This is a genomic window from Maricaulis sp. (assembly GCF_015665295.1).
Classification (GTDB): domain Bacteria; phylum Pseudomonadota; class Alphaproteobacteria; order Caulobacterales; family Maricaulaceae; genus Maricaulis.
In genome coordinates, this window is the sequence record NZ_JADFAJ010000001.1 from 140,903 (window position 1) to 163,086 (window position 22,184).

The 22,184-nt window shown below is 63.4% G+C and carries 18 protein-coding genes; 8 read left to right on the forward strand and 10 right to left on the reverse strand.

What is annotated here, in order from left to right; all coding sequences use genetic code 11:
- Positions 1-30 precede the first annotated feature (30 nt).
- Positions 31-1,236, forward strand: coding sequence for an FAD-dependent oxidoreductase (locus QZZ02_RS00680; protein WP_291841601.1), 1,206 nt, complete (start codon positions 31-33; stop codon positions 1,234-1,236).
- Complete coding sequence (locus QZZ02_RS00685; protein WP_291841602.1) at positions 1,233-2,102, forward strand: hypothetical protein; 870 nt, start codon at positions 1,233-1,235, stop codon at positions 2,100-2,102. Before QZZ02_RS00680 ends, QZZ02_RS00685 begins: the two co-directional genes overlap by 4 nt.
- Here QZZ02_RS00685 and QZZ02_RS00690 read toward each other — a convergent pair.
- The 6 genes from QZZ02_RS00690 to QZZ02_RS00715 all read right to left on the reverse strand — a co-directional run bounded on the left by QZZ02_RS00690 (position 2,099) and on the right by QZZ02_RS00715 (position 13,892).
- Positions 2,099-3,067: an NAD-dependent epimerase/dehydratase family protein gene (locus tag QZZ02_RS00690; protein WP_291841603.1), complete on the reverse strand. Its 969-nt coding sequence runs from the start codon at positions 3,065-3,067 to the stop codon at positions 2,099-2,101. The two genes, QZZ02_RS00685 and QZZ02_RS00690, sit on opposite strands and share 4 nt — an antisense overlap.
- Positions 3,068-3,272: 205 nt before the next feature.
- On the reverse strand, positions 3,273-8,177 hold the full coding sequence (locus QZZ02_RS00695; RefSeq protein WP_291841604.1) for a cadherin domain-containing protein: 4,905 nt from the start codon (positions 8,175-8,177) through the stop codon (positions 3,273-3,275).
- Between the two features lie 261 nt (positions 8,178-8,438).
- Entirely contained in the window at positions 8,439-9,773 is a 1,335-nt protein-coding gene (locus tag QZZ02_RS00700; protein WP_291841605.1) for a TolC family protein, read from the reverse strand.
- A gap of 4 nt (positions 9,774-9,777) precedes the next feature.
- Entirely contained in the window at positions 9,778-11,088 is a 1,311-nt protein-coding gene (locus QZZ02_RS00705) for an HlyD family type I secretion periplasmic adaptor subunit (protein WP_291841606.1), read from the reverse strand.
- Entirely contained in the window at positions 11,088-12,782 is a 1,695-nt protein-coding gene (locus QZZ02_RS00710) for an ATP-binding cassette domain-containing protein (RefSeq protein ID WP_291841608.1), read from the reverse strand. The genes QZZ02_RS00705 and QZZ02_RS00710 overlap by 1 nt, the downstream gene beginning before the upstream one ends.
- A 141-nt stretch (positions 12,783-12,923) precedes the next feature.
- Positions 12,924-13,892, reverse strand: a complete 969-nt coding sequence (locus QZZ02_RS00715; RefSeq protein WP_291841610.1) for a KpsF/GutQ family sugar-phosphate isomerase — start codon at positions 13,890-13,892, stop codon at positions 12,924-12,926.
- A gap of 363 nt (positions 13,893-14,255) precedes the next feature.
- Here QZZ02_RS00715 and gpmA point away from each other — a divergent pair, with 363 nt between their 5' ends.
- From gpmA to QZZ02_RS00730, 3 genes are all read left to right on the forward strand, one after another.
- Positions 14,256-14,987: a 2,3-diphosphoglycerate-dependent phosphoglycerate mutase gene (gene gpmA, locus QZZ02_RS00720; protein ID WP_291841611.1), complete on the forward strand. Its 732-nt coding sequence runs from the start codon at positions 14,256-14,258 to the stop codon at positions 14,985-14,987.
- A complete protein-coding gene (ribD, locus tag QZZ02_RS00725; protein WP_291841612.1) occupies positions 14,984-15,607 on the forward strand; it encodes a bifunctional diaminohydroxyphosphoribosylaminopyrimidine deaminase/5-amino-6-(5-phosphoribosylamino)uracil reductase RibD in 624 nt (207 codons plus the stop codon). Before gpmA ends, ribD begins: the two co-directional genes overlap by 4 nt.
- Before the next feature lie 70 nt (positions 15,608-15,677).
- Positions 15,678-16,979 (forward strand): pentapeptide repeat-containing protein, encoded by a 1,302-nt coding sequence (locus tag QZZ02_RS00730; RefSeq protein ID WP_291841613.1) that lies wholly within the window; start codon positions 15,678-15,680, stop codon positions 16,977-16,979.
- A gap of 100 nt (positions 16,980-17,079) precedes the next feature.
- Here the strand turns inward: QZZ02_RS00730 and QZZ02_RS00735 are convergent, their stop codons facing one another.
- A complete protein-coding gene (locus tag QZZ02_RS00735) occupies positions 17,080-17,556 on the reverse strand; it encodes an Hsp20 family protein (protein WP_291841614.1) in 477 nt (158 codons plus the stop codon).
- Positions 17,557-17,775: 219 nt separating this feature from the next.
- Between QZZ02_RS00735 and QZZ02_RS00740 the strand changes: the two genes are divergently transcribed.
- Together QZZ02_RS00740 and QZZ02_RS00745 are read left to right on the forward strand one after the other, a co-directional pair.
- Positions 17,776-18,705 (forward strand): methyltransferase, encoded by a 930-nt coding sequence (locus QZZ02_RS00740; protein WP_291841615.1) that lies wholly within the window; start codon positions 17,776-17,778, stop codon positions 18,703-18,705.
- On the forward strand, positions 18,705-19,373 hold the full coding sequence (locus tag QZZ02_RS00745) for a hypothetical protein (protein ID WP_291841616.1): 669 nt from the start codon (positions 18,705-18,707) through the stop codon (positions 19,371-19,373). Before QZZ02_RS00740 ends, QZZ02_RS00745 begins: the two co-directional genes overlap by 1 nt.
- Here QZZ02_RS00745 and hisN read toward each other — a convergent pair.
- The 3 genes from hisN to QZZ02_RS00760 all read right to left on the reverse strand — a co-directional run bounded on the left by hisN (position 19,370) and on the right by QZZ02_RS00760 (position 21,636).
- Entirely contained in the window at positions 19,370-20,167 is a 798-nt protein-coding gene (hisN, locus tag QZZ02_RS00750; RefSeq protein ID WP_291841617.1) for a histidinol-phosphatase, read from the reverse strand. The two genes, QZZ02_RS00745 and hisN, sit on opposite strands and share 4 nt — an antisense overlap.
- A gap of 64 nt (positions 20,168-20,231) precedes the next feature.
- Positions 20,232-20,618: a helix-turn-helix transcriptional regulator gene (locus QZZ02_RS00755; RefSeq protein WP_291841618.1), complete on the reverse strand. Its 387-nt coding sequence runs from the start codon at positions 20,616-20,618 to the stop codon at positions 20,232-20,234.
- A gap of 127 nt (positions 20,619-20,745) precedes the next feature.
- Positions 20,746-21,636: an N-formylglutamate amidohydrolase gene (locus QZZ02_RS00760; protein WP_291841619.1), complete on the reverse strand. Its 891-nt coding sequence runs from the start codon at positions 21,634-21,636 to the stop codon at positions 20,746-20,748.
- A gap of 117 nt (positions 21,637-21,753) precedes the next feature.
- Here QZZ02_RS00760 and cpdR point away from each other — a divergent pair, with 117 nt between their 5' ends.
- Positions 21,754-22,119: a cell cycle two-component system response regulator CpdR gene (gene cpdR, locus QZZ02_RS00765; protein ID WP_291841620.1), complete on the forward strand. Its 366-nt coding sequence runs from the start codon at positions 21,754-21,756 to the stop codon at positions 22,117-22,119.
- Positions 22,120-22,184 lie beyond the last annotated feature (65 nt).

The following is a 22,184-nucleotide window of genomic DNA, read 5'->3' on the forward strand; positions in this document are numbered from 1 at the left end:
TGAACAGCCATGTCAGGCAGGCACCACAACATGCCGCGCATCGCGATTCTGGGAGCCGGACTGGCCGGATGTTCGGCAGCGGTCCGTCTCGCCCAACTTGGCCTGTCCAGCACGCTTTTCGAGCAGGCGGCGAGACCCATGTCCGGCGCCAGCCGGAACAATGAGGGCAAGCTGCACCTCGGTTTTGTCTACGCCGCAGACCCGACCGGCCGGTCCTGGCACGTGATGGCAGAGGCCGCTGTGGCCTTCGAAACCTGCGTCCGCGACCTGTTTTCACTGCGCCCCCAGGACATCTGTCTCTCGACCCCGTTTGCCTACACGGTTTGCCGGGACAGCGCCCTGCCGCCGACAGCCATCGAAGCACATCTGGATCAGGTCGACACCTACCTGCGCTCGATCGACGCCGGATATCGGGCTTGCCAGGCACTGCCCGACCGCGATCTCTCCGGCACGTTCGATACCGATCATGTGGCCACCGCTTTCATGACGCCGGAGCGGGCCGTCCATGTCGGGCGTCTGGCGGATGGCATAACTCGTGCGATCAGCAAGACACCAGCCATCACCCTGCGCACGGGTACGCGCATCCTCGGCGCCGATCGTCTCGCCGACGAGGTGTACCAGCTGCGGCTCGCGCAGGCGGACGGGCAGCGCAGCGAAACGTTTGACCTGGTCATCAATGCCTTGTGGGACGACCGGCTGAGGCTCGATGCCTGCATCGGGCTGGACGCGCCGGGCCCGGCCATCATGCGCTACAAGGCGTCGATCCTGTTTGACGCCGTGCCGCCGGACCTGCTCAACCGCCTGCCGAGCACGACACTGGTGTCTGGCGCTTTCGGTGATCTGGTCAATCGCGGCGATGGCAGCGTCTATCTGTCCTGGTACCCGGTCTGCAAGCTGGGGCAGACCACCGACATTGATGCACGCGCGCTGCGTGAACAGGCCAGCCTGGTCGACCCGGAGAGCCTCGTGAACGGCAGTATCGACGGCATCGCCCGCTATGTGCCGGTTGCGCGTGAATTGCATCAGCTCGCGCCGACGGCCCGGATCGGCGGCGGCGTGATCGTCGCCTGGGGACAAACCGACATCACCGATCGCTCCAGTAAACTGCATGCGCGCGAGAATATCGGCGTGGAACAGACAGGGCGCTGGATCAGCGTCAACTCCGGCAAGTTCACCACGGCACCGGCGTTCGGTCTTGCTGCGGCCGCCAGCGCCCGGGACGCCCTGTCGGGATGAGCGAGCCCGTCACGGTTCTGATCCCGCTTTATCGCTCGGGTCGTTTTCTGCCGATTCTCAGCGAGACGATCAGGACGCATCTGGAGACCGGAATCCCGGTGACCGTGAGTGATCGCAATGGCGACGCGGCGCTGATCGGCACATTGCGCGACCAATTCGCTGGCGCGTCGGGGTTCTCGTCTTTCGTTTGCGATGATGACGACCATTGGGTCGCGAACATGAACAGCCTCATCGCGGCAACGCAAACGCCCTATTTCCGCATCCTTCCGCATGATGACAGCGCCAGCCCCGAAAGCACGTTACGCATGTGCCGCGCCCTGGAGGCAGACCCGGACGCCGTCCTGGCCTTCGGGCCGGTGAGGGCCTGGTCGCTTGACGGCGTCCGGATGCCGGACCGCGATCAGAGCAATGCTGACATGGCCGATGGCCACCGGCATTGGCGCCGTGACACCGCCTTGGCGCTGTTCTGGAGCGGACGATGCGCCGGCGCTTTCAAGGGCGTTGTCCGCCGCATTCCCAAGGGGCTCGACAGTCCGCTCATGATACGGCCTACCCCGTCCCTCGCGCATTCCGAGCGCATCTGGCTCTCGGCGCTCGGTCTGCTCGGTCATTTCCGCCTCGAACCGGATGCCGTCCTGCACAAGCGTTACTATGACGAAAGCACGCATCGGCGCTGGAAATTCAATGCCGCAGAGTATGCAGACGCCGCCTCAGTCCTGCTCGACTATGTCGCGGCATTGATCGAGCCTGGCGAGGATCGGCAGCGTGCTGAACGCGCGATACGCAACACGGCCGTCGCCTATGACGCTTGGTTCCGCGATGGTGATCGCGGTCCGGTTCCCGGATTCAATCCGCTCCGCCCCTAGCGCGCGCGCCAATCCGCGAACCAATCGGCAAAGCGGGCCAGACCGACAGCGAGGCCCACCGACGGCTTGTAGCCGTAATCCGCTTCCAGCCGACTGGTATCGGCATAGGTTCGCGACACGTCGCCGGGCTGCATGGGCAGCATGATTTTTTCTGCCTCGACACCCAGCTCACGCTCCAGGGTCGCGATCATGTCCATCAGCCGGACCGGCGTCGAGCCACCGATATTGTAGACCCGGTGGCGCCCGCGCGTCGGTGCGTCGGCAAGAATGCGCGACACGGCTTCGACGATGTCATCGATATAGGTGAAGTCCCGCTCCATATCGCCATTGTTGAAGACCTTGATCGGCCGACCTTCCAGCATGGCCTCCGCAAACAGCCAGTAGGCCATGTCCGGCCGGCCCCACGGTCCATAGACGGTGAAAAAGCGCAGACCGGTCGCCGGGATGTCGTAAAGACTGCTGTAGGATGCCGACATGAGCTCGTCAGACCGCTTCGTTGCGGCATAGAGCGAGGCGGGCGTCTCCGCCGGATCGCTCTCGCGGAACGGCACTTCGGACCGCTCGCCATAGACCGAGCTCGACGACGCGTAGACAAGGTGGTCGAGCCGGTCGCCCAAGGACCGTGCAGCCTCAAGCACCGAGAGATGCCCAAGCAGGTTGGACCGGGCATAAGCGAAGGGGGCTTCCAGCGAATATCGGACACCGGCCTGGGCGCCGAGATGCAGGATGCGCTGGGGCCTGACATCACCGACCAGGCCGATTACAGCCTCATGATCCGCAAGATCGATTTTCTCGAAACGAAAGCCGGAATACCGGGCGAGCTGGTCCAGCCGGGCCTGCTTCAAGGCAGGATCATAATAGGGGTTCAGGTTGTCGATACCGACGACATCCTCACCGGCTTCCAGGCGTGCCTTGGCGGCGTGATAGCCGATGAAGCCCGCCGCTCCTGTAACCAGACTCGTCAAACCCTCGCCTCCCGGGCCGGGCATTTCAAGCTGCCGGCCAGTCTTGTCGCTTGCCACAACCCCTTGTCGAGATGCAGGGTTTTCAAGCAGCGCCCTGCCTGTTTTGCCTCAATGCCGAAATGCGCAACAGCCCCGCTGCGCACCCCTTTCCCCAAATTTTTCGAGTAGCCGGGCGGGGAGACGCGACGCGCCTCCCCCAATTGCGTCAGGCCCAGCCGTCCTGGCTGTCGTCTGTCAGGGTCGGCATGAGAGCCTCCCGCACATCGAACGCATCGATGAAGCGGCCATCCGGGAAGTGCTCCAGCGCTGCATTGCCGGCACCGGCTGATTGCGGGGCAGCACTTTGATCGCCCGACGGCAGGGTCAGAGGCTCGAAGACCGGATACCCCTTGTCAGCCCCGAGCGCGGCCGCTGTTTCGAGCTCGCCATCCGCGACATATGCCCGAACCAGTCCACCGCTTGCATCGACGTCCAGCAGATCGCGCAGGGCACCAACCCAGCCGCGGCTGTCGCCGCTCTCCAGGGAGAGGTTTTCCAGCAGGGCGAGATCGGCGTCGGACAGGTCCGGATAGGTATGCGGCTCATGTCCGTCATCCTTGGCATCTCCATGATCCGACATGATCGGATGGCTCCAGTCATCGCCGGTGATTTCCGGATGATGCGGCGCGAGCTCGGGCAGATTATCCGGGTCTAAGCCTTCACGGCCGGCGTGATCCGGGTCACCAAAATATTCCGGATTGCTGGTTTCGCCGTCATAGACAATGCTCTCGACGCTGATCAGCTCGACCACGCCATCCGGCGATCCTGCGCGATTGTCGGTCACGACCGTATTGCCCGACCCGTTCGTCGAGATCGTGTAGTCGGTCGATGCGCCGGAGAAGACGATGGTGTCGTTTCCACTGCCACCATTGAAGACATCACTGCCGCCCGAAGCGTAGTAGCGGTCGGCCCCGCCATTGCCGGTAATGGTGTTGTCGGCGCTATTGCCAACAAAGATGTCATTGCCGCTGCCGCCAATAGCGTTTTCGATCACTGTACCGCGGGCAATGCCGATATTGCCGTCTCGTCCGTTGAGGCTCGAATAGGCCTGCTCACGCAGATCGAAGATCTGGTTCGAGCTGGAGCCCGAGTAGTCGAGCGTATCGATACCGCCGGTGTCAAAGATCGTGAAGCTAACGGGATTAGAGAAGGCCGTGGCGTCAAAGATCACATTGCCGGCGGTGGAATTATAGCCATAGACGGTGTTGCCGCCGCGGGTGCTGGTCGAACCGCCATACATATCCAGAACAGCAATGATATCAGCAACCTGAGGCCCAACCACATAGCCGAAATCGGCATCGACATAGGTGTTCTCGTTTTGCGAGAAGTAGGACATCACGGTGGCTTGCCAGGAATCGTTCAGATAGATCGCGTCGATGGCATAGTCGGCCGATCCGTCATAGGGCCCCCCGTGTCCGAGACCGAGGGCATGACCGATTTCGTGGATATAGGTCTGGAAGGAATAGCCATCCAGATTGGTGCCATAGGTCGAAAGCCATTCGGTTCCGACATTGACGCTGGCGGACGTGATAAACCCACCGGAGGTCGAATCCGGCCCGGCAAAGGCGCCTTCCTCCTCATCGTCAAACGTGATGTCCCCGCCAGAGCTCACTTCCGTGAAGGTGATGCCGGTGATGTCTTCCCACAGCTGCAGGGCCGCGCGGGCCAGCGTGCGCCCGGCCGTGGTCAGCCCGGTTACATCAACCGTAATCGTATCCCCCGCCGAGCGGTCCCATTGCAGGCCGCCGAAGCCATTGGCATTCAGGTAGTCGCCGATCTCCTGATAGTTCCAGGCCGTCAGCGGGTCAGTATGACGAATCTGAAGTTCGTACTGCCCGGAAAGGGTCGCTCCGGAATCCGGCTCCCAGGCACCGACCGAGATGTAATAGGTCCCGCTCGTTGTCGCCGTGAATCCGAGCCGTGAGTCCGTGTTGACCCCTAGCGTGATGTCATCATTTTCCGCAATCAAATCACCCGATGCGTCGTAAAGCCGAAGATAGGTGTCCTCCAGTTCGACGCCGGTTCCACCGGAGCCAAATGCATCAAACTGATAGCGCTGGCCGGCCTCGAGTGTGACTTCGATCCAGTCGCGGTCACCGGCAACCTCGAGCGTGCCCGTATAATTCCCGCCCGAGACCATGGAGATCTGCGTTGTGTCGCCTTCCGGCACATCCGAGCTTTCGTTGGTGACATCCCCGACCGTCACCGACACCGCCCGGTTGGCCGTGTTCGACCCATCCGAAGCGGTAACAGTGAAATCATAGACATTGTCACCACCGGCATCCGTCGGAGACTCGAAATCCGGGGTCGCGAGAAAACGCACTTCGCCGCTAGCCGAGTCGATGGTGAAGAGCGCCGCATCGGTCCCGGAGATCGAATAGCTGACTGTGTCCCCGTTAGGGTCGACCGCCCGGGCGACATAGGCTGAAGTCTGGTTTTCTGAGATGGTCTGACTGGTACCTGACGAGAAGACCGGGCTTCCCCCACTGCCTTCATCAACATCTGTCACAGTAATGGCCAGCGTGATCGTGTCCTGGAAATCACCGTCATAGGCCGTGATGGTGACCTCGTAGACATTGTCGCCATTCGAATCCGCCGGGTTTTCAAAATCCGGGAAAGGTGAATCGAAGGAAAGTTCGCCCGTCACGCTGTTCAGAGACAGGTGCTGACTGTCGGGGCCGCCGAGCTCGAAGCGTGTGAAGGGGCCATCCACATTTGTGGCAGTGGCCGTGTAAAACACAGCGTTGGAGTTTTCTCCGATACTGGCAGTCGTACCCGAGGTCACCACCGGCGCGACATCATTCTCGTCGACAACGCTAATGCTGACGGCTTGCGTATCCGACAGGCCGCCATCGGAAGCGGTGACGTTGATGTCGTATACATTGTTGCCGTCGGCATCGGCCGGCGATTCAAAGTCAGGTGCGGCGAGGAAACTCACTTCCCCGGTTGCGGCATTGACGCTGAACAGTGCCGCATCGGCGCCCGAAATCGAATAGGTGAGGACGTCCCCGTCTCCATCGGTGGCACTGATGGTATAGGCAACGCCGCTGCCATTCTCGGTGAAATCGGCCGACGCGCCGGACGTCAGCACGGGCTGAGCAGCCACATTATTCACCGTCACCGCGAGATTTTGTGTCGTTGTCGTTGTTCCGTCACTGGCCCGCAGTTGCAGCTCGTAGACATTGTCCCCGTCATCATCAGACGGGTTCTCGAAATCCGGAGACGCGATGAAGGACAATGCGCCAGTTGTCGCATCGATCGTGAACAACGCCGCGTCAGTGCCCGCGATCGAATAGGTGAGCGTGTCTCCGTCACCGTCCGTCGCAGTGGCCGTGTAAAAACTGCCCGTGCTGTCTTCGTCCACCGAATCCGTGGTCGCCGACGTGAAGACCGGCGCGAATTCATTGAGGTTAGACACCGTGATGGAGACCGGCTGCACATCAGAATTGGAACCGTCTGACGCCGTGACGATCACGTCGTAGACATTGTCACCGTCCGCATCCAGCGGCAGCTCGAAATCTGGCGCGACCAGAAAGCTCACTTCACCCGTATTCGCGTCGATCGCGAACAGGGCTGCATCATCGCCGGACAACGAATACGTGATCGCCGCGCCCTCCGGGTCGCTGGCCGTCGCCGTATAGACAACTCCGGCGCTGTTTTCCGCCACCGAGGCGGCAGCGCCGGACGTAATCACCGGCGCCTCATCGACATCGTTCACCGTGACACTCACGGTTTGATTTGTCGTTGTGTTGCCGTCGCTCGCGCGCACGACGACCGAATAGACATTATCGCCATTGCCGTCGGCCGGCGCCTCGAAATCCGGCGGAGCGTTGAAGGTCAGCTCGCCGGTCGCGGAATCGATTGCGAACAGGGCGCTGTCGCCGCCGGACCCCAGCGAATAGGTGATCGCATTGCCATCAGGGTCCGTCGCGACGGCGGTATAGACGACACCGGACGCATTCTCGTTGAAGCTTGCGGTCGTGCCCGAGGAAAAGGCCGCCGGCCCCTCATCCACGTCCGTCACCGTGATGGTCACGGTCCGGTCCGTGGTCAGGCTGCCATCCGAGGCCGAGAGAGTGATCTCGTAATCATTGTCGCCATCGGCATCGCCGGGGTTTTCAAAGTCCGGCGCCGCCAGGAAGCTGACCTCGCCAGTCGCCGCATCAATCGCGAACAACGCCGCATCCGCACCGGAAAGCGAATAGGTCAGGGCCTGCCCTTCGGGATCGGCCGCCTGCGCGGTGTAGACGGTTCCGACGGTATTCTCGGCGACGCTGGCAGTCGCTGCTGACGAGATGACCGGTACCTCGTCGACATCCCCAACCGTAATGGTCACGGTCTGATCCGTGGTGTTGGTGCCATCCGACGCGCGAATGGTGATTTCGTAAGTGTTGTCGGCACCGGAATCGCCCGCATTCTCGAAGTCAGGCGGAGCGTTGAAGGTGACCGCGCCGGTCGAGCTGTTGATCGAGAACAGGCTGGCATCCGCGCCGCCGCTGATCGAGAAGGTCACGGTGTTGCCATCGGCGTCGGTCGCGGTCGCCGTATAGACTGTGCCGGTCACATTCTCGTCGGCACTGGCCGTGCTGGCCGAGGTGAAGACCGGCGGATTGGTATTGGTGGGCGGTGTGGGTGGCGTCGTTGTGCCTCCGCCTCCGCCGCCGCCGCCACCTGCCGCAGCGCCAAGCAGGCCCAGACCTCCAAGCGCGCCGAGTATGGCACCGCCCCCGCCGCCGCCAGCTGCAGCGACGCCCGTCCCGAGCAGGGCGTTGGCGTCAAGAGCCGCATCAGAGAGATAGACAACCCCGTCGATAACGGAGACGTCCTGCGCCGCAATCAGCACTGTGCGGCCATCTGTCATGACCAGCTGGACCGAGCCGTCAGCGCCCATCTCGACGCGGGAGACGCCGCTTACTCCGGAAACCGGTGTGAAGCCGTCCGGTGGCGTCGCGCCGGCCTCCTGTGCCTGCGCACCGCCGGCCAGCAACAGGACACCGCCTGTTGCCAGCGCCGTCCCCAAAAGGGCGTTGCGGACTGTGGACTGTCGATTGGCTTTGTTGGCAACAGGCATGACTGATCTCTCCCGATAATCTTTCTTATGCCCTGACCCGGTGCGATCGACAGCGATCGCGGGTCATCCAGGACCCGCCGCTGCCGGCACCCCGTTTCAGGGCACTCACTTCCTCCCGGAACCCGCCTTCAACCAGGCCGGCTCAAATCCGCACGAGCCCTCCCGGAACCCGGCATGCCCCGACTTGCGGTACGGTCGGCACGCAAATTCTTCGACGCCGCTGGCGAACGGACCTCCAGACCTTTGGCGTCTGTCCTTGCGTCAGTACTCGTCCGGCCAGACACCGGTCTCCATCCGTGGCGCTGGCATGCGCGCGGTCAGCCCCATCAATTCAAGCTGCTGTCGCAGCAGGGAAAAGCGGGCACTGATTACATCCAGCTCCGCGCGTTCATACGTCAGGCGCGCATCAATCAGATCAGGCAATGTCCCCAGACCGAACTCGAACTCGCCTGAAATTGCGTCGAAATATTCGTATTGCGACCGCGCGACAGCTTCGCGGCGGACGAGCTGGGCCTCAAGCGAAATCGAACGGCGAAAGGCAATTTCCGCCTGTTCTCGCAATTCGCGCTGCAGGCTGCGCAGGCCGCTTTCCTGCTGCTCCAGGCGCGCAACGGCACGATCGCCGCGGGCCTGCAAGGCGTCGCCGGTCAACAGCGGCACCGACACGTCGATACCAAGCCGGTCGCGCGCATCCCAAGTCTCGCTGAAATCATCATAGACGTAGGATGCGATTCCCACGGCCTCGATCACCGGCAGTCGGCTGCGGCGGGCGCGTTCCCGCTGCGCATCGAGCCCGCGGACTGATTCGGCCTGTGCCGCGATGCCCGGATTTCCGGTCAATGTGTGGTCGACGGCGTCATTGACTGTCTCGATTCCACGCAAGGCCAGCCCCATGTCGCGCTCAGCGGACCCCGCGCCACACAGGGCGCTCGGTGCGAATCCAGTGTACTCGCGAATCCGTGTGGCGGCACGATCCCGCATGAAACGCAATTCCAGGGCATCGGCCTCGGCCTCGGCCAGGCGTGCCTCGATCTGGGCCCGGTCGGCACGCGTCGCCCCACCGGTCGTCAGCAAGGACTGCACCGCGGCTTGCTGACGCTCGAAATAGTCGCGCCGGTCTGCAACCACATTGATCATGGCATCCGCTTCCAGATGCGTAAGATACGCGTCTGCGAGGCGCCCGGATGCATCAATCTGCTGGGCCCGCAACTCGTGGGCGCGTTGCGCAATCGAGCTACTGGCCGCAGACATTGCGTAATGCGAATCACCGAAATCCCAGAGTCGCTGGGACAGGCGCACACCGACCTGGTTCTCGATCTGGCTGCCGGTCAGACCGCTATCGCCGGAGGCCGTGCGCCCGAAAGTCGAGAGCTGCGGCATGCGCAGTGACTCTGCTTCGCGAAAATCAGCCGCCGCCTCATCCTGTCGGGCAATCGCCCCGGCAACTTCCGGCGCCCGCTCGGCAGCAATCCGCAGGGCATGCTCGAAGGACAGACAGTTTTCCGCCTGGGCCGCAGCACCGGCCGAGACGGTGATCGCGAGGAAAAGGCCCGGGACGAAGGCCCCGAACGGAGCCGGTTTGCGCAGTACCATCATTCGCTCACCCCGTCCGCGCGCCGCGGAACAGCGACTCGCTGATCGGCTCGAACAGGTAATCCAGCGTCGTCCGGCTGGCCCCGGAGAAGATGAAGACTTCGACCGGCATGCCGGGGATCACGTCCAGCTCGCCAAGCCGTGCCGCCTGATCGGCCGGGATACGGATACGGACCTCGTAGTAGGAAACGCCGGTATTCTGGTCGGTCTTGAGATCGGCGCTGACGCTGATCACCTCTCCGTCGAGACGCGGTGTCATCCAGCTCTTGTACGCCGTCAGGCGGGTCCGCACCGCCTGGCCTTCATAAACGGTGGCACGATCGGACGGCTGAATTCGGACCGATGCCGTCATTTCGCCGGCAGCGGGGACAATTTCCAGAATGGCTTCACCGGGACGGACTACACCGCCGCGTGTGGCAAAGCGCAGATTGAGGACCTCGCCCGACTGCGGCGCGACAACCACGGAGCGATTGAGCACGTCCTGGGCCGCCGCCAGGCGCTCGCTGGCCTGTTCCAGCTGACTGCGGACTTCCAGCTGGTCTGCCGACACCTGCCGTGCGAAGGCCGCCTCGGTCTGGGCGATCTGCCCGTCGAGATCCTGTTCCAGCGTGGCGGCTTGCTGGGCGTCCGTACGCAGGCGCGAAATATCGGCCTCAAGCGCCGCCACATCACGCTCCATGCCACGCAATTCGTCCAGCCGCGCCATTTGCCGCTCATACCGCTCATTGAGCAGGGATAACTGATCCTGCGCAGCCGACAGCACACGCTGCGTTATGCGGATTTGCTGGGCCTGCAGGTCACGCGATGATCTGGCCCCATCCCGCCGCGCGGTCAGCACTGCGATGTCAGCCCGGAAGGACTGGGTCTGCTGGCGGAAGAGGTCGCGCTGTCGCGTAACCACGGCCTGGCGTTGCTCCTCGGTCAGACCGAGCGCGTCGAGCGGCGTGAAATCAGGCTCGTCGAGACCGTCCCGCAGGGCGGCCAGACGCTGGGTGGAACCGGTCAGCGTTGCGATCTCCTGCAACAGCTCGTCACGGACCGCCAGCGAGGCCGTTTCCTGCAGCGTCAGCAAGGGCGCTCCGGCTTCGACCCTGTCACCGTCACGAACCAGGAGTTCCTGGATGATGCCGCCTTCAAGATGCTGCACGACCTGGCGATCGTTCTCGACCACGATCTGGCCGGCCGCCGGCACACCTTCAGCCAGGGGGGCCAGCCCGGCCCAGGCGAGAAACCCGCCCAGCCCTATGAGACAGATCAGGGCCGAACGGCGGACAAAACTGTCGCTGAGAAGCCGGGTCGGCGTGGCAGGTCCGGTCATCAGGCAGCTCCACCGCGACCGGACACACTGGCCCCGGCACCAGGCCCGGTTGCCAGTTTGAGAAATTGCTCGGCGGGCGCGGCCATGACATCGCCATTGCGGACCAGAAGGACCGTCTTGGCCCGTTCGATCACGCGGCGGTCATGGGTTGCCGCAAGGATGATGGCGCCGCGCTCGGCGGCCTGGCGCAGGGCATTGATAAGGGTCGGTGCCGCGGCGGCATCAAGATTGGCGGTCGGTTCGTCCAGCAGCAGCAAGACCGGATCGCCGAACAGCGCCCGGGCGAGACCGATCATCTGGCGCTGCCCGGCGGACAAATGGGTGCCGCCCGGCCCGACGCGCGTATCATAACCGTCCGGCAGGGCGAGAATGGCCTCGTGAGCGCCTGCGGCCCGCGCGGCCGCAATCACCGTATCGGGCTCGGCATCGCCTAGTCGGGCAATGTTTTCGCCCACGGTCGCCGGCAGGAGTTCAACGTCTTGAGGCACGTAGCCCACGAAGCGGCCACGGTCGGGGCCGGGCCAGTCATGCAGGTTGCGCCCTCCCAGACTCATGGCGCCCGAGCCCGGCTGCCACGCCCCGGCCAGGGTCTGCAGCAGGGTTGTCTTGCCCGCCCCATTGCCGCCGGTCACGGCGACCAGCTGGCCACCTGATGCGGCCCAGCTGAACGGGCGGACTTGGGGCACTTCAGAGCCCGGAACGAGCACGGAGAGCCGGTCCAGCTTGAGTTCGGCGACCGGTCGCGGCAGGGGCGTGAAACTGGGGTCGGCGTCGGCACCGTCCAGGCGTTCCATCAACCCTTTCCAGGCCGACCACGTCTGGATCGTGTTGCGCCAGCCACCGACGATCTGGTCGATCGGACCAAGCGTGCGGGCGAGAATGATTGAGGAGGCAACGATCGCACCGGGCGAGATCTGCTGGCTGAGTGCCAGCGCCGCACCGCCCCCGAGCACGCAGATCTGCAGGACCTGTCGTGTCGAACGGGAAATCGCGGAGAACTTGCCGTCATCCTTAGCGGCATCCAGCGAAAAACCCTGGCCGGCGCCCTGGGTCGCATGCCAGCGGCGGAAAGCAGCCGGCACCAGACCCATGGCGGCCATCGCCGAGCGCTGACGCTCCAGACCGGAGGCGAATTCGCCGGCACTGCGCAGGGCGCCCTGCGAAAACTGGCTTGCCTGGCGGGTTGTCAGCTCGGCGGTGACGGCGACCGCAAAGACAATCGCTGCGCCAACCAGCCCGACCAATCCGAGAACCGGATGGATCAGGAACAACACGATGAGGAAAAACGGCGCGAACGGGAGGTCGGCGAAGGGCATCAAACTGCCCGATTGCAGCGCGGTCTGGACACGCTGGATCGCACCAAGATCGCGAGCCAGATGCGGCTGGCCGGATTCGGACTCGAACCGGGAAAAAGCCAGGGGTGTCAAAAGCGCATCAAGCTCAAGGCCTGCCAGCGCACTGACCCGGCGACGACCGGCCTCGGCAGCACCGTAAACCCCCAGCAGGAAGACCGCGAGCACGGACAACCAGATCAGCGTATCGATCGATCCGGATGACAACACCCGGTCATACACCTGAAGCATGTAGAGCGGCGACACCAGGAGGAGCAGGTTCGAGGCGAGCGAAAACCCTGCCAACGCCGCCAAATGCGGTCGCAAGCATTGCCTGACCTGCAAGGCGAGAGGTTCCTGCATTCTCACTCCAACTCCGGGCACACGAAACGGTGACGCATCCATGGGCTGCGCGACACACGACTCCTGCCATCTTATGCAACGATAGCGCCAGCACTGCCATTTCGCCAGTGCCGACATGGGGTTGTGTGCAGAAACCGAACCCTATTTGAGACCGACGCGCAGCAGGTCGTGCAGATGCAGTATGCCAACGGGGAGACCGGAAGTGTCGACGATAAAGAGCTGGATGATCTTGGGCTGCCCGGCCGTCATGAGACGCAGCGCATCCGCTGCCAGCATTCCGGCGTTTCCGGTGCGGGGGTTGCGGGTCATGACGTCGGCAGCGCGTTTGTCGACCAGGGCGGCGCCCATGTGACGTCGCAGATCGCCGTCGGTAATGATACCGGCCAGCTTGCCCTCGCCATCCACGATACCGGCACATCCAAAACTCTTGGTCGTCATTTCGATCAGGACGTCGCTCATCGGCGCGTCCGCGCCGATGAGTGGCACGGCGTCGTCGCTGTGCATGATGTCGCCGACGCTGGCCAGCGCCGCGCCAAGGGCACCACCGGGGTGGAATGTCTTGAAATCGGACGCTGTGAACCCGCGGGCTTCCAGCAGGGCGACCGCCAACGCATCGCCCAGCGCCATCATCAGCGTGGTCGACGTCGTCGGCGCCCGGGTCTCGCCACAGGCTTCCGGCGCGGCAGGGATCGCCAGAAGATAATCACCGGCGCGTCCCAGCGTGCTCTCCGGCTGCGCCGTCATCGCGATCAACGGAACGCCGAAGCGGCGGCAATAGGCGATCAGGTCGCCCAGCTCCTTGGTCTCGCCCGACTTTGACAGGGCAAGCACGGCGTCGCTGGCACCGATCATGCCGAGATCACCATGGCTCGCCTCGGTGGGATGGACGTAGTAGGCGGGTGTTCCGGTGGAGGCCAGCGTCGCCGCAATCTTGCGGGCGACATGGCCCGACTTGCCAACCCCGGCACAGATCAATCGCCCTTCCAGCCCGCGCAGACGCGCGATGGTCGCGGCGAAATCCGTCGAGATCGACGCTTCCAGCGCAACCATGCCGTCGCGTTCGGTGGCAATTACCCGGCGGGCAGATTGCACGGGATCATTGTCGGACATGCCGGTTCCTCGCAGCCAGTCAGGACAGGAATGCCCTTTTCAGGGAGACCCCATACCAGAACCGCGCACGTCCGGGGAAGAGACGCGCGCGGTTGGTGCAGCGTGATGCGAACTGGCCCTCGGGGGACGGAGAAGAGCCTCACATCCAGTCGCCGCTCATCGGGGCGGATAAGTTATGCCTTGGGTGTGGGTTCAAATAATCGAACCAGGCCCGCCCCGGTACCTGTAGTTTCTTCATACCACAATCCGACCCGGACGGGTAAGTGATTTCTGGGCTCTGCGCCTGTCAGCGGCTCTGCCTTGCCCTGCTGGCCTTCACGGGCTATCGCTGCGCCCGACAGGACATTTTTTGGAGTCGATCTCATGCCGCAACTCGCCCTCATCCGGCACGGCCAGAGCGTCTGGAATCTGGAGAATCGATTCACCGGCTGGGTGGATGTCGACCTCACCGATGAAGGCGTGGCGCAAGCCAAGCATGCGGGCGAATTACTCGCCGAGACCGGCTTCAAGCCGCAACACGCTTTCGTCTCGGTGCTCAAGCGCGCCATCAAGACGCTCAATCTCACCCTTGAAGGCCTCGACAAGCTCTGGATACCGGTCGAGAAATCCTGGCGATTGAACGAGCGACATTACGGGGGCCTCGCGGGCCTCAACAAGGACGAGACCCGCGCCAGACATGGCGATGAACAGGTCCGGATCTGGCGTCGCTCTTTCGACACGCCGCCGCCGCCGCTGCCCGAGGATCACGCCTACCACCCGGTCAATGACTGCCGCTATGCCGAGGTTCCTCGCGGACTTCTCCCGGGTTCCGAATCCCTGAAATCCACACTTGATCGGGTTGAGCCCTATTGGACGGCATCGATCCTGCCGCGGCTCAGGGCCGGCGAGACACTGGTCGTCGCGGCCCATGGCAACAGCTTGAGGGCTCTGGTCAAACTCCTCTTCCAGGTGTCGGATCGGGATATCATGGATATCGAGGTCCCGACCGGAAATCCGCTGCTGATCGACCTCGCCGATGACGGCGAGACCATCACCGCGGCCCGCTATCTCGATCCGAAGCGCGCCAAGCCACTGCCGCCGCTTCCGGGCGCGTGAGCTCGCTGGACGACGCACGGCATATTGATCTGGCGCTCGCGCTTGCGCGCAGCCAGCAGGGAAAAACCGCGCCCAATCCCGCCGTCGGTTGTGTCCTCGTGAAAGACGGAAACATCGTCGCGACCGGCGCGACACAGGATGGTGGTCGTCCGCATGCAGAACGCGTCGCACTGGAGACAGCGGGGACCGCCGCGCGTGGCGCTACCGTCTATGTCACGCTTGAGCCCTGCGCCCATCATGGCCAGACACCGCCCTGCGCGGATGCCCTGGTCGCCGCCGGCGTCAAGCGGGTGGTGATCGCCTGCCGGGACCGTTTCGACCAGGTCGCCGGTCGCGGCATTTCCCGTCTTGAGGACGCAGGCATCCAGGTGCAGGTCGGCCTCCGCAGCGAGGACGCACACATTCTTTACGCCGGCTTCTTCTCTCGGATCGAAACCGGCCGCCCGGAAGTCCGTGTCGATGCGCGACCGCGTGGCTATGACGCGACGCTGGCTGCAACGACACCACACGAAGCCGAGGCGGAAATCCGCGCGCACGGCGAGGCCGGTCGGAACAGGGTCCGGATCGCCGCAGACAATCCGCTTGCCGCACACGACTTTGGGACTCCGGACGACAGCTAGGCGACAAACAGCCTGTTAACGGTCCTTCTCTATGGTGGGTGTCTGGACATTCCACCACGGGACCACGGCGATGGCCGGTCGCAAGATCGAGTACAAGAAACTGACGCAGGACGAGGTCGACGCAATCTGTGCGCGGCACGAGCGCCTGTGGTCGGGCCGCTCGGGTGGCGCACGCGCCAGTTTTGCCTACACGATCCTGGAAGACCTGGTCCTTGCCTGTCGCGACCTGTCGGATGCCGACTTCAGTGGCGCCGTTTTGCGGGGAACGGTGCTGTCCGGAGCCACCTTGAACAGTGCGATTTTCTTTGCCGCCGACATGCGCCGCGCCAATCTGGAGGGCGCCTCCCTGCGCCGGGCCGATCTGCGCGGAGCGATCATGCGCGGCGCGAATCTGACCGGGGCCGACCTGACCGAGGCCGATATGCGCGAAGGCGCAATCGCGCAAATGGACAAGGAAAAGGGGCTGGCCATTCTGAGCCACCGCTCCCAGGAAAACGACTCCGGCACCGCCAATTTCACCGGCGCCAATCTCTCCCGGTCGAAAATGGCCGGCATTGCCGCCCAGAAAGCCGACTTCACGGACGCCATGCTGCTTGGCACGCGAATGATCCGGGCCAATTTGCGCGGCTCCTCATTCCAGGGGGCCAACCTTGAAGGCGCCGACCTGTCGGGCGCCGATCTGTCTGATACCGATTTCAGCCATGCGGTGCTGGTCGGCACGAAAACCGTCATGGCCAAAACGCAAGGCATGAACACCGAAGGTGCGCTCACCAACAAGCCGGTGGGCATTGATGCCAGCTCACTTGAGCAGCCCGTCGCCGACCAGATCGCGGAGCATGTGCGCTGGTGTGACACCAACGGCAAGGAGGGCAAGCCCTCCCTGTTCGACGGCACCGACCTGCGCGGCCTCACCTCGCTGGCGGGCAAGACACTGACGGCCTTCCACGCCCGTGGTGCGACGCTGTACGGGCTGGACCTGGAAGGCGCCCAATTGCAGGGCGCTCGTCTGGAGAAAGCCGATCTGCGGATGGTCAGCCTGCGCGGCGCCGACCTGCGCGGCGCGGATTTGACCGGCGCAAACCTGTCCAATTCGGATTTGCGGGATTGCCAGCTCGGCCCGCTTCTGCTGGAAGGCAACCGCCTGCTGCCGGCGTCGCTGGCCGGCGTCCGGGCCCGCTACACCGATCTGCGCGGCGCTGACCTGCGCCAGGCCAAAGCCACCGGCGGCGACTTCTCATACGCCACGCTAAACGGCGCAAACGTGAAGAAAGCGAGCTTCAGCGGCTCCTGCTTCACCGGCGCGCGCGTCGATGAAGATTTCACCGAGAATGTCGAATCGGTCGACGGCGCTGTCGATCTCGACGCTGCCTGAGCTTCGCCTCCCGAGCTGAACAACCAAAGAAAGAGGCGGCAAGCTTGCGCTCACCGCCTCAGGGACAATCGGAGGGAAATCAGTGTCCGTCAGCGACGGATCAGGCGGCCTTGGTCTTGCGGCCCTCGATCAGCTTGGCACGGGTCTTTCCCGCACCGGACTTGATTTCAATCCGTTTCGGCTTCGCCGCTTCCGGGACTTCCCGGACCAGTCGGACCTGAAGCAGGCCGTTCTGCAAGCCGGCATCCGCTACTTCGACATGATCCGCCAGGTGAAAGCGACGCTCGAACGACCGTTCGGCAATTCCCCGATGCAGGAACCGACGATCATCCGCATCGACCTTTTCGGCGATCTTGCCGGAGACGGTCAGGACATTCTCCTGCACTTCCACGACGAGATCGTCCTCGCCGAAACCGGCAACGGCCAGCTCGATCAGGTACTCGTCATCGGCAACGTGCTGAATATTGTAGGGCGGGTACCCCTGTGACTCGATCTTGGTTGCCGAGTCCATCATGTCCGCGAGCCGGTCAAAGCCGACAATCGAGCGGTAGAGCGGGGTGAAATCAACAGTACGCATTGCGGTCCATCCTCCTTCAGAGCGATAAACAGGCCCGGGAAACCGGGCGGTTGAGACAGGCCAGATCCAGAGGATCCTGGCCGCTGTTCCGGGCCCCTTCCGGCGACCCGTGCCATTTATTTGGGAAGCCTGTTTTTGCGCTTCAACCCCCGCAAACAGAATTTGCGCCGAGGCTGCAGCTTGTCTACCAATTGCGCGGCAACAAGGAGTTCCCTCACCATGCGTCACCCGTCACTTCTCGCGCTTCTCGCCGGCACGGCCATTCTCGCCGCCTGCAGCGGTGAAACGGCCGATCCCTCCGATACAGCCTCACCGGATAGTTCGATCGAGGAAACGGTCGAGACCATGCCGGACGCTGCCGAAAACCCGGCCGCCCCTGACCTGACGCAATTGAGCAATGTCCTCGCCGCAGACCTGCGCGCGTCCAGTAGGGACCGTGACGCCTGGCGTCACCCGCAGGAGACGCTGGAATTCTTCCAGCTCGATCCTGGCAGCACGATCCTGGAAATCTGGCCCGGCGGCGGCTGGTATACCGACATCCTGGCACCGTGGATTCACGCCAATGGCGGCCAGTATATCGCGGCCCATTTCGATCCTGAATCCGGCAGCGAATACCGTCGCCAGTCGCGCGCGGCCTTTGAGGCCCATATCGCCGATACCGACGTTTTTGGCGACGTGCAGATCGTCGACTTCAATCGCGACACACCACTGGCGCTCGGGCCGGGTTCGGTTGATGCCATCCTCACCTTCCGCAACATCCACAACTGGATGTCGGGCGCCTATGCCGAGCGCGCCTTTGCTGATTTCCATACCATGCTCGCGCCGGGTGGCCTCTTGGGCATCGTCGAGCACCGCATGCCGTCGACCCGCGAACAGGATCCGGGCGCGGCCAGTGGCTATGTCCAGCAGGCCTATGTCATCGCCCTCGCCGAAGAGGCTGGGTTCGAACTCGTCGCGACCTCGGAGATCAACGCCAATCCCGCGGATACGGCCGACCATCCGATGGGCGTGTGGACCCTGCCTCCGGTGCGCCGCAGCCCGGCTGACGGCAGCGAGCAGGCCGCCGATTTCGATCGTGCCGCCTATGACGCCATCGGCGAGAGCGATCGCATGACCCTGCTGTTCCGCAAGCCTGTCGGCAGCGAATAATGCGCGTCAGTCTTCTTCTGATTGGCCTGGTGACCGGCCTCCTGCTTCCGGCTAATGCGTTTTCGCAAGCCCTGGAGCGGGAGGCCGGCCCCCTGCCCCGCTTCTTCCCGCATCGGCAGAGCTATCTCGAGCTGGATGTCGAACGGCGCAGCCATTTCGCACTGGCCTACATGGTGTCCTCGCAGGAGGGGGTACCACCGGAGGACATCGAGATGTGGTATGAGTTCGACGGTGAACGCATCTCCTTCGACATCGACGAATTGGGACGCATCCGCGGCTTGCCCAGCCTGGGCGCGCTGCAAGCCGGACCCGCTGTCTGGATCAACCAGCCATCCGGCGGCATGTCACTCAACATGCAATTCGAAGCACGGCTGCCCGGTGGTCCGGCCTATGAAGCCCGCGATCTCAATCTGGCGCTTGGCCAGGCGAATCACGCCGTTCGCCGGACGGCCGGCGTGGCGGCCCTGTTCGCGCCCAACTTCAAAACCCTGACCTTTGTCTTCGACGGGCCGGCGCCGGACGCGCGCGCGATATTCGAGGACGGCTCGTCAAGCCCGGTGACGGTGCAGGAAAACAGGGTGATCCTGCGGCCTCGGGATCGCGACATGCGGCACCTTGTTCGCGTCGAGTTCGGCGCCAACCCGGTCCGCATCCTGCTGGACAGCTAGAGGGCAGCCGGCGCGAGGTGCCTGAGTGTCGCATCGAGCAATTCCCGGCTCGCTGCAGCCACCACCTGGCCGCCGCCCGACGGATCGCCGCCGGACCAGTTTGTGACCACGCCGCCCGCCCCTGTCACGACCGGGACCAGCGCCTGGACATCATAGACCTGCAGCCCGCTTTCGATCACCAGGTCGACCCCGCCAGCAGCCAGCATAGCGTAGGCATAGGCGTCGAAGCCGAACCGGCAAAGCCGGGCCTGCGCGCGAACAGCCTCAAAGGCTCGCAGCTCTGCGCCTTCAAACAGATAAGGGTCGGTGCTGGCCATGATGGCGGTTTCCAGCTGTTGGCAGGCGGAGACCTTCAGCGGGCTTGACCGGCCGGCACGGTCGAGCGACGCGCCGCCGGGCCAGCCGGTAAAGCGCTCGCCGATATGCGGTTGATCAATGACGCCGACTGTCGGGCGGCCAGCTTCCTCAAGCGCGATCAGGACGGTCCAGGTTGGCAGGCCAGCAATGAAGGCGCGCGTTCCGTCGATCGGATCGAGCACCCAGCGCCGGTCGCCCGCCGCACCGGTTGCGCCGAATTCCTCGCCGAGAATGCCGTCTTCGGGCGAGCGGCGGGCGAGCACATCGCGCATGGCGGTCTCGGAAGCCCGATCCGCCGCCGTGACCGGGTCAAAGCCGGACGACATTTTGTTGTCGACGATGAGCGCAGTACGGAAAAACGGTGCGATCGCAGCACGCGCCGCATCCGCCATTTCATGGGCAATGCCGATATCAGGCCGGAAATCTCGATCAGACATGCAAAGGCGCCTAGCACGGGCGGCGAGCCGGTGCCAGACGCCATCGCGTCTATGCTGATCGTGATCAGGCTGCGTCGTTCGCCGCCTCTTCCGGTTCCAGCGACTTGGCCAGTTCCAGAAGGCGTTTGCGCGGCCGCTCGCCGAGCCGGTAATAGGCGCGGATAAGGTCAACGGTTTCTTTCTGGGACAGCACGTCTGCAGCCAGCGTGTCATCGCCGGTGTTCGCGTCGCGCTTGGACAGCCCCTCATAGAAATACTGCACCGGCACATCCAGCGACTCAGCCAGTTCAAACAGCCGGCTGGCACTGACGCGGTTGGCGCCGCACTCATATTTCTGGATCTGCTGGAAACGGATACCGACCGATTCGGCCAGTTGTTGCTGGGTCAGACCCAGCAGGCGACGCCGACGGCGCAACCGTTTACCCACATGAAGGTCGATATCATTCGTCATAACTACTCGCCGCCTAATCTTCGCGTCTCAAAATGCGCCGCAATGGGACGCACACCTCACAGGGGAGCAAAGCGCGTGCCGGGCGAAGGCATGCACCAGTCTTCCCCTGAAATGGGCATGATTATGGCTAGCGAAGGAGCGACCAGTCCGTGGCGGTCAATTCCCTGACAAAACAGCGCATTTTCTTGATCAACTCAACGTGATCCTCAGTCAGGGTCACCCGGTTTTCATCCATGTAGAGGCCGCGATTGATCTCGATCTGGATGACATTCACGGCGTCGAGCGGGCGCCCGTAATGTTCCGTCGTATACCCCCCGGCATAGGGATTGTTCCGAACTGTAACGAGTCCGAGCTCACGGAAGACCGTTTCCACCCGGTCGATCACGATTTCACTGCACGACGTCCCGAACCGGTCACCCAGCACAATGTCGGCGCCACGCGCGCTGGCCGCCGGCATCGAATGCATGTCGGCGAGAACCACACAGCCAAAACGTCCGACATGCGCCGCTATCTCGTCCTGGAGCGCCCGGTGATAGGGATGATAAAAACGCGCGAGGCGTGACCGGGCCTCGGCGAATCGCAGGCGTCGCCGGTACAGTGTCCGCCCCTCGGCCCCGATGCGCGGGATCACGCCCAATCCCGAGGCAGCCCGCCGCGATGGCTCGATTTCGGCCGACGGAACCCGATCCGCAAACATGCCCGCGTCGATCTCACCCACGGCCCGATTGACATCGACAAAGACGCGCGGGAATTCTGCGCAGACCAGGCTGGCTCCATAGTCGGGCGCAAAATCAATAAGTTGATCGACATATGCATCCTCGGATCGTCGCAGGAGCTCTATGGAAAGCCTTGTCGAAGCGCTCAGATCGGCGTCATACTCGCGACCGGAATGCGGCGAAGCGAGTATGACCGGACGGGCCAGATCGAAAGGTGGACGCTCGACCCGCACAACCTTCCCGTCACGCTCCGGCCGGATTGTTTCGTCCGTGGCGAACGGTGTTGGAATCGTGGTTGCCATTGATCAAGATTGGTCAGCTGCATCTCGCGGGTCAAGCGCCGCAGCGCGTTCAGCCCGTTTTTACCAGATGGTTGTAGGGTGCGTTCACTTTGAGATTTCGCAAGGGTGGGAACACAAATGGCTAAGATTCTTCTCGCGGAAGACGACGATTCGATGCGCGACTTCCTCGCCAAGGCACTCAAGCGTGCCGGGCACGAGGTATTGGTGTGCGCGGACGGCGAGGAAGGCCTCGATGCGATCGGCGAACAGCCGGCCCAGTTCGATCTTCTTCTGACCGATATCGTCATGCCGGGCGTCGACGGGATCGAGCTCGCGCGTCGCGCGGCCGAAATCGATCCGGCCCTCAAGATCATGTTCATCACCGGCTTCGCCGCCGTGGCGCTGAACCCCGGATCGGGTGCCCCGACCAATGCCAAGGTCCTGTCAAAGCCCTTCCACCTGCGCGAGCTGGTCGATGAAGTGGCGCGCGTCATGGCGGCCTGACAAGGTCAGGCCATCGCCAACAGAAAAAAGGCCCGCCGGATGTTCCGGCGGGCCTTTTCCTTGGT

Excerpts from the sequence above, each read along its gene's own strand:
- QZZ02_RS00680 (WP_291841601.1), top strand. The coding sequence starts at position 31 with ATGCCGCGCATCGCGATTCTGGGAGCCGGACTGGCCGGATGTTCGGCA.
- QZZ02_RS00685 (WP_291841602.1), top strand. The coding sequence starts at position 1,233 with ATGAGCGAGCCCGTCACGGTTCTGATCCCGCTTTATCGCTCGGGTCGT.
- QZZ02_RS00695 (WP_291841604.1), bottom strand. The coding sequence starts at position 8,177 with ATGCCTGTTGCCAACAAAGCCAATCGACAGTCCACAGTCCGCAACGCC.
- QZZ02_RS00700 (WP_291841605.1), bottom strand. The coding sequence starts at position 9,773 with ATGATGGTACTGCGCAAACCGGCTCCGTTCGGGGCCTTCGTCCCGGGC.
- QZZ02_RS00705 (WP_291841606.1), bottom strand. The coding sequence starts at position 11,088 with ATGACCGGACCTGCCACGCCGACCCGGCTTCTCAGCGACAGTTTTGTC.
- QZZ02_RS00710 (WP_291841608.1), bottom strand. The coding sequence starts at position 12,782 with ATGCAGGAACCTCTCGCCTTGCAGGTCAGGCAATGCTTGCGACCGCAT.
- QZZ02_RS00715 (WP_291841610.1), bottom strand. The coding sequence starts at position 13,892 with ATGTCCGACAATGATCCCGTGCAATCTGCCCGCCGGGTAATTGCCACC.
- gpmA (WP_291841611.1), top strand. The coding sequence starts at position 14,256 with ATGCCGCAACTCGCCCTCATCCGGCACGGCCAGAGCGTCTGGAATCTG.
- QZZ02_RS00730 (WP_291841613.1), top strand. The coding sequence starts at position 15,678 with ATGGCCGGTCGCAAGATCGAGTACAAGAAACTGACGCAGGACGAGGTC.
- QZZ02_RS00735 (WP_291841614.1), bottom strand. The coding sequence starts at position 17,556 with ATGCGTACTGTTGATTTCACCCCGCTCTACCGCTCGATTGTCGGCTTT.
- QZZ02_RS00740 (WP_291841615.1), top strand. The coding sequence starts at position 17,776 with ATGCGTCACCCGTCACTTCTCGCGCTTCTCGCCGGCACGGCCATTCTC.
- QZZ02_RS00745 (WP_291841616.1), top strand. The coding sequence starts at position 18,705 with ATGCGCGTCAGTCTTCTTCTGATTGGCCTGGTGACCGGCCTCCTGCTT.
- hisN (WP_291841617.1), bottom strand. The coding sequence starts at position 20,167 with ATGTCTGATCGAGATTTCCGGCCTGATATCGGCATTGCCCATGAAATG.
- QZZ02_RS00755 (WP_291841618.1), bottom strand. The coding sequence starts at position 20,618 with ATGACGAATGATATCGACCTTCATGTGGGTAAACGGTTGCGCCGTCGG.
- QZZ02_RS00760 (WP_291841619.1), bottom strand. The coding sequence starts at position 21,636 with ATGGCAACCACGATTCCAACACCGTTCGCCACGGACGAAACAATCCGG.
- cpdR (WP_291841620.1), top strand. The coding sequence starts at position 21,754 with ATGGCTAAGATTCTTCTCGCGGAAGACGACGATTCGATGCGCGACTTC.